The following is an 11,242-nucleotide window of genomic DNA, read 5'->3' as shown; positions in this document are numbered from 1 at the left end:
GCCAGCGGGTGTGCAACGCCCGCGCGCTGGCACTCGAACCGGACCTGCTCGTCGCGGACGAGCCCACCAGCGCCCTGGACGTGTCCGTGCAGGCCCGCATCCTCGACCTGCTCCGCGCACTCCAGCGGCAGCACCGGTTCGCGTGCCTGTTCATCAGCCACGACCTCGCGGTCATCGAACAGCTCGCCGACCGGGTCGCGGTCATGCACCGCGGACACGTCGTCGAGCAGGGACCCACCTCGGCCGTGCTCAGCCGGCCGCTGCACCCCTACACCCAGCGCCTGCTCGCCGCCGCTCCCGTCGCCGCACCCGCCGAACAACGCCGACGGCGCGAGGCCTGGCGCGAGCTCAACCGGCGGTCCCCGGCCGCGACGTGATCCGGAAGCCCGGCGTCATGTCCTGATCAGCACTCGCACCCGGATCCACCGGACGGGCCGACGGCCGAACGTGGTGAAGCCGTTGTGTGGTGGGCCCGACCAGGGCGGCGCCGACCGCGGTCGTGGGCACGGTGAGACGGTTGCGCCGCGCCGCCTCGGCGAGCTGGCCCGAATCCGGCGGAGCGTAACGACGCGAATACCGGTATTGTCTGAACTGTCTGTTTTGTCGATCGAGGGAGCTGTGCGCCATGGGCCTGTTCGACGCCATCCGCGAGAAGGCCGGCGAGTTGCTGTCCGGCGCGACCGAGAAGGTCGGCGACCTCGCGGGCGACCTGCCAGGCGCGCAGGAGGTACAGGATCTGTCCCAGTCGGCGACCGACGCCACCGGCCAGGTGACCGAACAGGCCACGGGAACCGTCGACGAACTGGGCGCGACCGCGACCGACCTGACAGGCTCGGCGACGGACGCCGCGGACACGATCACGAGTTCCCTCCCCGACGGCCCACCAGAACCGTACCGACCGTAACCAGCACCGCAGATCACCATCAGGCGCGTCCGGACCAGCCGAGTCCCACCTCCGCACACCGCGAGTCCCGCGTTCAAACACCGCGAGTCCCGCGTTCACACACATCGAGTCCCGCGTTCACGCACCCCGAGTCCCGCGTTCGTGCACCGCGAGTCCCGACGTCAGCGCCTCTTGGTGACACGGCCGAGGCGCAGCGCCGAGACGAGGAAGAACAGGCCGCCGAGCGTGGCGTAGCCGGCGAGGTTGGCCAGCGACGCGCCTTCCTGGGCCGCCATCAGGATGAACGCCGTCCCGGCGACCGCCGAGATGGCGCCGCTGATGATCATCGGCCAGTGACCGTCCAGGTTGCGGCGGAGCACACCGACGGCGAGCTGACTCAGACCGGACACGATGGCCCACGCACCCCACACCCGCAGCACCGCCGGGATGCCGGACGACGCGGCGAAGGCGAGGCCGACGGTGGCGACCCCGCTGGTCACGATGTTGACGTACAGGGTCGTCGCTTTCGACGAACGCGTGTCGACGACGGCGGCGACCAGGTCGAACAGCGGGTAGAGCACCAGCAGGCTGACGCCGAGCGGCCCGAGGTGCGACGCGGTCGTGACCAGCAGACCGGCCCAGACGAGCGCGAAGCCGAACCGGACGAGGTACAGGCGCCGCAGGGAGGGGGCAATGGCGGCGGGGGCCGCGGTAACGGTGGTCATGAAGCTCCTTCGGTACGGGCGAGCGCCATAGAGATAGAACGTTCGGTCTTGTCGTAACAGTGACAGTACGTCGGCCGTCATGTCAAGACCGAACGTTCTATCTGCTACGCTCGGCACAATGGAGCGGAACACACGAGGTCAGGTGTCCGAGGCGCGGTCACGGCTGCTCGGCACCGCCACCCGGCTCTTCTACCTGGAAGGGCTCCACTCCGTGGGGATCGACCGGATCGTCGCGGAGGCGAAGGTGACCCGCGCGACGTTGTACCGGCACTTCCCCAGCAAGGACGAGCTCGTCGTCGCGTATCTGCGGGGCGCCGACCAGGCCATCCGCGATCGGGCCGAGAAGGCCGTCGGCAGCGGCCGGCCGCCGGCGGACGCCCTGCGAGCCATCGCCAGGTCGATCGCCGAGGACATCGAGTCGCCCGGGTTTCGCGGCTGCGCCTTCCTCAACGCCGCGGCGGAGTATCCGGATCCCGAGCATCCCGTGCACAAAGCCGTCCTCGCGCACCGCGAGTGGTTCCTTCGCACGGTCACCGACCTGCTCGCGCGGACCGGCCGGTCGCCGGCCGAGCCCGCGGGCCGGCATTTCGTCATGCTGCGCGACGGCGCGATGGCCGCGGGCTGCCTGTCCGACCCGGCCGCGGTCTGCGAGACGTTCCTCCGGGGAATCGAAGGAATCCTGCGGCACTCCCCCGCTGCCACCGGCTGAGCCCTTCGACTTTGGTCGAGGTCGATCTAGACATTGGGCCGTCGCGGCCACGGCCACTCCTCGGGTGGACTTCGGTCGACTCGAAGGGGGTTGTGATGCGACGACGATGGTTGACGGCGCTGGTCGTGGCCGGTGTGGTGGCGGCACAGACACCGGTTGGTCCGGCGTCCGCGGCGGGTGACCCGGTCGTGCGGACCGGGGACGGCGCGGTGCGTGGGCGGGTGTTCGAGGACACCCGGGTGTTCCAGGGCATCCCGTACGCGGCGGCGCCGGTGGGAGAGCTGCGGTGGCGTGACCCGCGACCACCCGAGCGGTGGTCCGGCGTGCGGGACGGGACCCGGCCGGGGCCGGCGTGCGCGCAGCTGCCGGGGGAACTGCCCGACGGCAGCACGAGTGAGGACTGCCTGTACCTGAACGTCACCGCACCGGCGGCGGCCCGGCACCGGCCCGTGGTGGTGTGGGTCCACGGCGGCGGGTTCTTCATGGGCGCGGGCTCGAACTACGACGCGCCTCGGCTCGTCGAGCGCGGGAACGTGGTCGTGGTGACGATCAACTACCGGCTCGGCGTGTTCGGGTTCCTCGGGCTGCCGGGGCTCGCGGGTTCCGGCACGTTCGGGCTGGCCGACCAGCAGGCCGCGCTGCGATGGGTACGGGCGAACATCGGCGCGTTCGGCGGTGACCCGCACGACGTGACCATCGCCGGGCAGTCCGCGGGTGCGATGAGCGTGTGCGCGCAGCTCACCTCGCCCACGGCGGCCGGGCTGTTCGACAAGGCCGTGCTGCAGAGCGGTTCCTGCGCGACCGAGTACCTGGACAACTTCGAGTACCGGGGCGAGCAGGCGGCGACGATCTTCCAGCCGCTGTCCTCGGTCACCGAGCAGGGCAGGGAGATCGCCGCGGACCTCGGGTGCGCGGACGTGGCATGCCTGCGGAAGCTGCCGGTTGCCGACCTGATGGCCGTGCACCAGGCGTTCGTCCAACCCGCGTACGGCACACCGGTACTGCCGAGATATCCGGGCGACGCGGTGCGCGAGGGGCGGTTCCACCGGGTCCCGGTCCTGTCCGGCACCACCCACGACGAGGCGAGACCGTGGATCGCCGCGTACGACCAGGGCACCCCGATGAGCGACCAGACCTTCGACACGGTGCTCGACGAGACCTACGGCGCACGGGCCGCCGCGGTGCGGTCGGAGTACCCGACCGGCCGGTACGGCTCGGCGGCGCTGACCTGGGCCGCGATCGTGACCGACCGGATGTGGGCCTGCCCCCAGTACGAGACCTCCCGTGGCCTCGCCGCGCGGACCCGGGTGCATCAGTACGAGTTCGCCGACCCGACCCCGCCGCCGCTCTCCCCCGCACCACCCACGATGCCGCTGGGCGCACAACACGCATCGGACCTGTGGTCGTTCTTCGACCTCGGCGGCTACCAACCTCCGTTCACCCCGGCACAACAGCGACTGTCCGACCAGATGATCGACTACTGGACCGCGTTCGCCACAACCGGCGACCCGAACCGCACCGGCGACCCGAACCGCACCGGCGTTCCCAACTGGCCACGCTTCTCCCCACACCGCCCGTACGTCCAGTCACTGGCCCCCGACAACATCACCGGCGTCGCCCTGGCCACCGAACATCACTGCACCTTCTGGGAGACCCGTATGTGACCCGCAACCCGCTGGTGACACCTGGCAGGGGCTGAGCTGAGGGAGGGGTCGTCCGGCGTCCGGACGAGAAGCACCACCAACTCGTTCGCCGAACAGGAAGACCCGTCCAGTGCTCCACCGCAACGCCCCCGTTGTCCGTCGAAGCCGTCGCCGACGCCGCTGCCATGATGGCCCCATGGTTGATCGGGGGAAGGGCGACGGACCACCGCCGAACGGGATGTTCGACTACGACGCCGAGCTGCGTCGTTACCAGCGGCGGCTACGCGAGGCCGTCGATGTGCGCGCCGACGACCTCGTCCTCGACATCGGTTGCGGCACGGGCCAAGCCACCCGTGAGGCCGCCGGCTTGGCGACTCGAGGCAGCGCACTCGGCGTTGACACGTCCCCGGTGATGGTGGCGCGTGCCCGCACCCTCGCCGCGGCCGAGGACCTGCGCAACGTGCGCTTCGAGCAGGCGGACGCGCAGGTTCACCCGTTCCCGCCGGAACACTTCACCCTCGGGATCAGCAGGTTCGGCACGATGTTCTTCACCGATCCGGTCGAGGCGTTCACCAACATCGGACGCACGTTGCGGCCGGGCGCACGGCTGGTGCAGCTGGTCTGGCAGGACCGGAACCACCAGGAGTGGGCGACCGCCATCCAGCGGGCACTCGGCCCGGCGCCGGCCACCGCCGTCGATCCGTTCTCACTGGCCGATCCGGCCGCGGTGGACAGGGTGCTGACCGCGGCGGGATTCACCGACGTGCACATCACCGACGTACGCGAACCCGTCTACTACGGCCCCGATCCCGACACGGCCGTCGACGCCGTCCGCACGTTGCGCATGGCCGGCGACCCACTCACCCGGCTCGACGCCGACGAGGCCGCACAGGCACTCGACCGCCTGCGCACGGTCATGGCCGAGCACACCACCACCGACGGCGTCTGGTTCGACTCACGCACCTGGCTCATCGCGGCTCGCCGCCAGGGATCAGCCGCACCGGAGGCCGGCCGCTTCCGCCGGTGACGCCGGCGCTGCCGACGATGCCGTGATGCCGTGATGCCGTGATGCCGTGATGCCGGCACTGTCGCATGTGTATGGTCTCGGCGTGCTCAGGACGCGCCTTGATCTCGACCGGATCCACGCGGCGCGCCACGTGATCGATCCCCTGTTCCTGAACACGCCGGCATACCCGTGCGACGCACTGGGCCGCCGCCTCGGCTGCACGGTCAGCGTCAAGCTGGAGACGGCGAACCCGGTCCGCAGCTTCAAGGCGAGGGGTACGGAGCTCGTCACGAGCCTGCTGGCCGAGCAGGGCCGGACCGAGGTGGTGTGCGCCAGCGCCGGCAACCTCGGCCAGGCGCTGGCCTGGTCGGCCCGCCGCCGCGGCCTGGAGGTGACGGTCGTGGCGTCGCGGCTGGCACCTGCCGCCAAGCTCGGCCGGATCCGCGCGCTGGGTGCGGAGCTGGTTCTGGTGGACGGCGACTTCGAGCTGGCCCGCGAGCGGGCGGTGAGCATCGCGCGACGGCGCGGCATCCGGCTGCTCGAGGACAGCCTGGACATCGAGACCTGCGAGGGCGCCGCGACGATCGGCCTCGAGCTGGCGGACCAGTCGTTCGACGCCGTCCTGGTCGCCCTGGGCGGCGGCGCGATGGCCACCGGCGTCGGCTACGTCCTGAACACCCTGGTACCCGGCGTCGAGGTGATCTGCGTGCAGCCCGCGGGCGCACCGGCGATGACCCGCTCCTGGCACGAGCGCCGCGTCGTCACCACCGAGTCGGCCGACACCATCGCCGACGGCGTCGCCGGCCGGTACCCCATCCCCGCGGTCCTGGCGGACCTCCTCGTCGTGGCTGACGACGCCGTCCTCGTCCGGGAGTCGTCGATCATCGCGGGCATGCGGATGCTCCTGGAGCACACCGGCCTGGTCGTCGAGCCATCGGCCGCGCTGGGCGTCGCCGCCGTCCTGGAGGACCGGGACCGTTTCGCGGGCCGTCACGTCGTCACCGTCATCTGCGGCGGCAACGTCGACCTCGACGCCTACCACCGCTGGGTGCACCAGTAGCTACTTCCAGCGGAAGTGCACGAAGACCCGGCCGAAGTTGTCCGAGTCCTTCTCCACCCGGTGGTAGAGCGCCTTGATCTCCTTGCGGTCGAGGAAACGCAGCACGTGCTTCTTCAACGCCCCGGAGCCCTTGCCCGGGATGATCTCCACCAGCGGCGCCTTCTTGGCCACCGCCTCGTCGATGATCGCCCGCAGGGCCCGGTCGATCTCCGCGCCGCGGTTGTAGAACTCATGGAGGTCGAGCTTGAGCTTCACACCGACATGGTCCTCCCCCACGCCGCGATCGGCACCGTACGACCGCGCCTGGCCTCTGCCCCACCCGCGGCAGAAGGCCTTTCACGTGTCGCTGGTTCCTTTTCCCAACGTCGTCAAGCGTTCGCGGACTTTGTCGCCGATGGTGGTGAGGGTCCTCAGCTCCGTTTCGGTGAGGTGGTCGATGAGCGCGTCGCGGACGTCGGCCACGTGCTGTGGCGCCGCGGCCCTTATCAGCTCGCCGCCCCGGGGAGTGATGGTGACGACCGCGCCCCGCTGGTCGGTCTCGCACCGTTCGCGGGTCACCAGGCCGCGGGTCTGCATTCGGCCCAGGTGCTGGGACAGGCGGCTCTTCTCCCAGCGCAGCAGCTGGCCCAGCTCGAAGGACCTCAACCGGCCTTCCGGCGCCTCCGACAGGTGTGCCAGGACCTGGTAGTCGGCGCCGGACAGCCCGCACCGGGTGCGGAGCTGGCGCTCGATGTACTCCGACAGGCCGTCCTGCATCGTCATCAGGCTGCGCCAGGCCCGCTGTTCCTGTTCGGTCAGCCATCGCGCCCGTGTCATGACCGCCACCCTACCTTTGGTTGACATGTTAACCAAGCATGCCTACGTTGAGGTTCACACGTTAACCAAATCGGAGGCAGTCATGACCACGCGGCATGCGATCGTCGGGAGCGGGAACATCGGGTCGGCCCTGGCCCGCCTGTTCGCCCGAGCGGGCATCGAGGTCAGCATCGCCAACACCCGTGGGCCGGCGTCCCTCGGTCCGCTCGCCGCGTCGCTGGGTTCCGGCGTCCGGCCCGTTCCGCTGGCGGAGGCGCTGGAAAGCGACGCCATCTTCATGGCGGTCCCGTTCGCCGCGGTCGAACAGTTCGGCAGGTCACTGCCGGACTGGACGGGCAAGACCGTCGTCGACACCACCAACGCGCACTACTCGCCCAACTCGGCGGAAGTCCTGCGGGGCAGGCTGTCCACGCACTACGCCGCCGAGAACCTGCCCGGCGCCACGGTCGTCAAGGCCTTCAACCAGCTGCCGGCCAACACCCTGGCCGCCGAGCTCGACCCGGAGGTGGGCCGGCGCGTGATCTTCATCGCGACCGACTCGCCGGACGCCGGGGACCGGGTCGCGGACCTCGTCGGCGACCTGGGCCTGGCCGCCGTCCAGCTGGGCCGGATCGACGAAGGCGGCCGGCTGATCCAGGCGCCCAACGCCCTCGTGCTGCGCAACCTCATCGAGCGGCCGCTCTGAGCGGGCCATGTCAGCAACGCGATGAGACATGACGCGGTTGGTGCCCGTCGGTCCGGGTGCGCCAGGGCACCGACGTCGAACCGCTCGACCTGGCCCACGCCGGTAGGTTTGACGACCTGCCGGCAGGAGGATCCGTGGACCCGACGACGTGGGACGGTGACGAGGTCCGCCGTTACCTGAGCCTCGGCATCGACAGGCCGGACTCCGACGGGGCCTCGGGCACGGGAACCACGGCGATGGTCGTCGGCTCGACCGGTCCGTTCGCCCAACTCGCCGGGCGCAAGGTCCTCGAGGCGGGCGGGAGTGCCACTGACGCGGTGATCGCGACCTCGCTGACGCAGATCGCGCTGGCGGCCGGTTCGTGGGTCAGCTACGCGGGCGTGTTCGCCATGGTGCATACCGGCGGCGGCCGGACCGACTCGCTGAGCGCGGGCTACGCCACGTTCGCCGAGGAGGACGATCCGGCCAGCATCCCGAGGGCGCCGGAGCCGAGCGGGCGTACGGCGCTGGTGCCCGGATTCATGGCCGGTGTCGCCGCCGCGCACGACCGGTTCGGCGTGCTGCCCTGGGCCGACCTGTTCGGGCCGGCGATCCATGTCGCCGAGCGGGGATTTCCGGTCGGCGCCATTCGTGCGGCTCAGTTCGACCTGCGCAGGGATGTCCTGCCCGAGTCGTTCCGCGCGAGCAGGGGTGACACCTTCCGGCAGCCCGAGCTTGCCAGGACCATGCGTGGGATCGCCGCCGACGGCGCCGACTGGATGTACCGAGGTCCGTGGGCGCGTGAGTTCGTCGAGGTCGTGCGCGCCGCCGGAGGCAGGGCCGGCCTGGACGACCTGGCCGGGTACGCACCGCTCTGGGCCGACCCGGTCACCGTCGACTTCCACGGCACCGAGGTGCACACGATCGGCAGGCCAGACACCGGTGGCGCCGGCCTGGCCGAGGCGTTGCGGCTGGCCGGGGACGTCGGTGATCCGCTGACCGACCCGCAGGCACTGCACGAGCTGATCAGGATCAGCCGGCACGCGATGCGGCCCGGCAGCCACTCGGACTTCGTGCTCGCCGCCGACGCGCGGGGCAACGTCGCCGCCGCCTGTCACTCGATCAACACCAGCCTGTGGGGCAGCACCGGGCTGTTCGCCGGCGGTGTGTCCATTCCGGACTCGGCCTCCTTCCAGCAGCACCTGCTGGCCCGGCTCACGCCGGGAGCGCACCTGCCGTTCCCGGTGAACCCGGCGATCGCACTCCGCGCCGGGCGGCCGGTGTTGGCGTCCAGCGCCATCGGCGCCGGGCTGCACTGCGCCACGCTCCAGTGCCTGCACGGGGTGCTCGCGCTGGGCATCCCGGTGACCGAGGTCGTGCGGCGCCCGATGTTCCACGGACCCGACTACCTGGCCGGCGACAGCGTGACCACCACGGTGGCGGAACGGATGAAGGGCAAGCAGGTCGGCTCGGTCTGGCAGGACGCGATCTCGCGGGCACGGGAGGCCGGCGTACCCCGGGAACGCGTGTGGGAGACGGCGATGGCGGCCGTGCCGCAGGTCATCGAGGACGGCTTCGACCCGGAGGTGCTGCGCCGGACCGAGGAGCTGGGACAGTCACTCGCCGTCCGGCCGGCCGCGGACCGAACCATCCCCCGCGGCTTCTGGGGCGGCATCGACCTCGGCGTCAACACCGCGGACGGCGTGCTCGTCGGCGCACGCACCCCGGTGTCCGGCGGCACGGTCGAGGGGATCTGACCGCGCGGCCGGCTCCGCGGGCAGCGAGGTCCACGCCCGTGCTCAGTGCGACGGTCCCACCGGCCGGTCACCCCGGATGGTGATGCGGTGCATGACCCGGCGCTGGTCGCCGTAGTCGTCGACGGCGTAGTGGGCGGTGCTGCGGTTGTCCCAGACCACGACGTCGCCGGGGCTCCAGCGGTGGCGGACGCTGTGCTCCGGGCGGCCGACGACGGCGAAGAAGATGTCGAGCAGCGCTCGGCTCTCGGTCTCGGTCACGTCCTTGATGTGGGTGGTGAAGCCGGGGTTGACGAACAGGGCGCGCCGGCCCGTCTCGGGGTGTACCCGCACGACCGGGTGGGTCACGGGGTCGAGTGACCGGACTCGCTCGCCCTCCCACAGGTTTCCCTCGCCGGACAGCCGGACGTTCAGGTATTCCTCGAAGTCCTTGCGCCCGTCGTGGACCGCCTCCAGCTCGTCGGCCAGGCGGCGCAGTTGCGGGGACAGCGCCAGGTAGGCGGCCTCCAGGTCGGTCCAGCAGGTGTCGCCGCCGGCCGGTGGGAGGTCCACCGCGCGCAGCACGGAGCCGAGCGGGGGCGTGCGGGTGAAGGTGACGTCCGTGTGCCAGACGGGTGCCTTGCCGCCGTCGCCGCTGTCGAGGACGTAGATCTCGGGGTGCTCGTCGTCGAGGCCGGGCACGATCGGGTGCGCCGGGGTCAGCTCGCCCAGTGCCGCGGCGAAGGCCCGGTGCGAGTCGGGGGTCAGCCGCTGCCGGGGGAACACCAGGACCTTGCGGTCCAGCAGGGTCGCGCGGATCCCCGCCACCACCTCCGGTGTCAGGTCGGAAGCCAGGTCGACGGCCGGCACCGTGGCGCCGATCGTGATCGTCAGCGGTTCGGCCGTGAGTGCTGTCGTGGTCACCGGAACCTCCTTCAGGAGACTGTAGCTCGGACGGCGGACGCCACCTCGCCGCGCAGCGCCGCGTACCGCGGTGAGCCACGCAGCTCGTCGGCGGGCACACCATGGCGCGGCAGGTCGATGGGCAGGTCGAGCGCGATGCGGCCCGGCCGGTCGGTGAGCACGATGATGCGAGTGCCGAGGAAGACCGCCTCGTCGACGCTGTGGGTCACGAACACGACCGCCTTGCCGGCCTCGTCCGCGAGCAGGCGCACGTCCTCCTGGAGTCGTTCCCTGGTAAGGGCGTCCAGCGCGGCGAACGGCTCGTCCATGAGCAGCAGCCTCGGTCTCGCGGCGAGGGCGCGGGCGATGGCGACCCGCTGCTGCTGGCCACCGGAGACCTCCCAGACCCGGCGGGCGCCGAGGTCGCCGAGCCCGACGGAGGACAGCAGCTCCGCCGTCCGCGCCGGCCGGTCCGGCTTCGGCACCCTCGCCCACCGCAGGGCGGCGGTGATGTTGCCGGCGACCGTGCGCCACGGGAACAGGCGGGGCTGCTGGAACACCACGCCGACATCGCGCCCCGGGACAGGTGGATGGCCCAGCAGCGTGATGTCCCCGATGGACGGATGCTCGAACCCCGCAAGGAGGCGCAGCAACGTGCTCTTGCCCGAACCGGATGGCCCGACCACGACCAGGAACTCCCCCGGCGCGACCCGCAGGTCGAGCGGCCCGAGGGCGGGCACCGGTCCGGCCTTGGTGCGGTAGGTGTGCTCGACCGCACGCAGTTCGGCGACGTCAGGCACCGCCGGCTCCCGGCACCCGCAGGGCGGCGCGGAACGTCGCCAGGTCCGGCACGGAGTCGACCTTCTTCTGCTCGTACAGGAACTCGGCCGCGGACCGCAGCTGGTCCGCCAGCCTGCCGGGCTTGCCGGTCGTGCCGAAGTAGTCGGGGCCGCGCTGTTCGGCGTGGTCGAGGTAGATGTTCTGCTTCAGCTGGGACAGCGCGTCATCGGTGCTGATGCCGATCTGACGGCCGACCGCGGCGGCGACCGTGTCCGGGTCGGTCTTGATCAGCTTGAGCGCGTCGTCGGTGGCGGCGAGCC

General features: G+C 71.3%; 12 protein-coding genes and 2 pseudogenes. 8 read left to right on the top strand and 6 right to left on the bottom strand.

From position 1 onward, the window contains the following. Both VET29_RS28810 and VET29_RS28805 read left to right on the top strand, forming a co-directional pair. Nucleotides 1-377: pseudogene (locus tag VET29_RS28810) on the top strand (glutathione ABC transporter ATP-binding protein); the annotation flags it as partial. A 248-nt stretch (nt 378-625) separates the two neighbouring features. After that, on the top strand, nt 626-904 hold the full coding sequence (locus VET29_RS28805; protein ID WP_324926119.1) for a hypothetical protein: 279 nt from the start codon (nt 626-628) through the stop codon (nt 902-904). Nucleotides 905-1,065: 161 nt separating this feature from the next. On the opposite strand, the gene VET29_RS28800 is transcribed toward VET29_RS28805, so the two are convergent. Further along, the gene (locus VET29_RS28800; RefSeq protein WP_324926115.1) at nt 1,066-1,608 is read right to left on the bottom strand and encodes a hypothetical protein; all 543 of its coding nucleotides are present in this window, start codon (nt 1,606-1,608) and stop codon (nt 1,066-1,068) included. 118 nt (nt 1,609-1,726) lie between these two features. Here VET29_RS28800 and VET29_RS28795 point away from each other — a divergent pair, with 118 nt between their 5' ends. From VET29_RS28795 to VET29_RS28780, 4 genes are all read left to right on the top strand, one after another. Beyond that, nucleotides 1,727-2,317, top strand: coding sequence for a TetR/AcrR family transcriptional regulator (locus VET29_RS28795; protein ID WP_324926111.1), 591 nt, complete (start codon nt 1,727-1,729; stop codon nt 2,315-2,317). A gap of 95 nt (nt 2,318-2,412) precedes the next feature. Continuing rightward, a complete protein-coding gene (locus tag VET29_RS28790) occupies nt 2,413-3,981 on the top strand; it encodes a carboxylesterase/lipase family protein (RefSeq protein ID WP_324926108.1) in 1,569 nt (522 codons plus the stop codon). Between the two features lie 175 nt (nt 3,982-4,156). After that, nucleotides 4,157-4,987, top strand: coding sequence for a class I SAM-dependent methyltransferase (locus VET29_RS28785; protein ID WP_324926105.1), 831 nt, complete (start codon nt 4,157-4,159; stop codon nt 4,985-4,987). An 82-nt stretch (nt 4,988-5,069) separates the two neighbouring features. Beyond that, nucleotides 5,070-6,026, top strand: a complete 957-nt coding sequence (locus VET29_RS28780) for a threonine ammonia-lyase (protein WP_324926101.1) — start codon at nt 5,070-5,072, stop codon at nt 6,024-6,026. On the opposite strand, the gene VET29_RS28775 is transcribed toward VET29_RS28780, so the two are convergent. Together VET29_RS28775 and VET29_RS28770 are read right to left on the bottom strand one after the other, a co-directional pair. Further along, complete coding sequence (locus VET29_RS28775; protein WP_324926099.1) at nt 6,027-6,281, bottom strand: Smr/MutS family protein; 255 nt, start codon at nt 6,279-6,281, stop codon at nt 6,027-6,029. Nucleotides 6,282-6,362: 81 nt separating this feature from the next. Continuing rightward, complete coding sequence (locus VET29_RS28770; protein ID WP_324926095.1) at nt 6,363-6,842, bottom strand: MarR family winged helix-turn-helix transcriptional regulator; 480 nt, start codon at nt 6,840-6,842, stop codon at nt 6,363-6,365. A gap of 82 nt (nt 6,843-6,924) precedes the next feature. On the opposite strand from VET29_RS28770, the gene VET29_RS28765 reads away from it, so the two are divergent. Beyond that, nucleotides 6,925-7,527: an NADPH-dependent F420 reductase gene (locus VET29_RS28765; RefSeq protein WP_324926093.1), complete on the top strand. Its 603-nt coding sequence runs from the start codon at nt 6,925-6,927 to the stop codon at nt 7,525-7,527. A gap of 134 nt (nt 7,528-7,661) precedes the next feature. Further along, entirely contained in the window at nt 7,662-9,263 is a 1,602-nt protein-coding gene (locus tag VET29_RS28760; RefSeq protein ID WP_324926090.1) for a gamma-glutamyltransferase, read from the top strand. A gap of 42 nt (nt 9,264-9,305) precedes the next feature. Here the strand turns inward: VET29_RS28760 and VET29_RS28755 are convergent, their stop codons facing one another. The 3 genes and pseudogenes from VET29_RS28755 to VET29_RS28745 all read right to left on the bottom strand — a co-directional run. Continuing rightward, nucleotides 9,306-10,163, bottom strand: a complete 858-nt coding sequence (locus VET29_RS28755) for a TauD/TfdA dioxygenase family protein (protein ID WP_324926088.1) — start codon at nt 10,161-10,163, stop codon at nt 9,306-9,308. Nucleotides 10,164-10,174: 11 nt separating this feature from the next. Next, complete coding sequence (locus VET29_RS28750) at nt 10,175-10,942, bottom strand: ABC transporter ATP-binding protein (protein WP_324926086.1); 768 nt, start codon at nt 10,940-10,942, stop codon at nt 10,175-10,177. Then, nucleotides 10,935-11,242: pseudogene (locus VET29_RS28745) on the bottom strand (glycine/betaine ABC transporter substrate-binding protein); the annotation flags it as partial. The pseudogene VET29_RS28745 and the gene VET29_RS28750, both read right to left, overlap by 8 nt.

Origin of the sequence: Actinophytocola sp., from assembly GCF_035634895.1 — a bacterium.
GTDB lineage: Bacteria > Actinomycetota > Actinomycetes > Mycobacteriales > Pseudonocardiaceae > Actinophytocola.
This window is presented reverse-complemented; position numbering and strand designations above follow the sequence as displayed.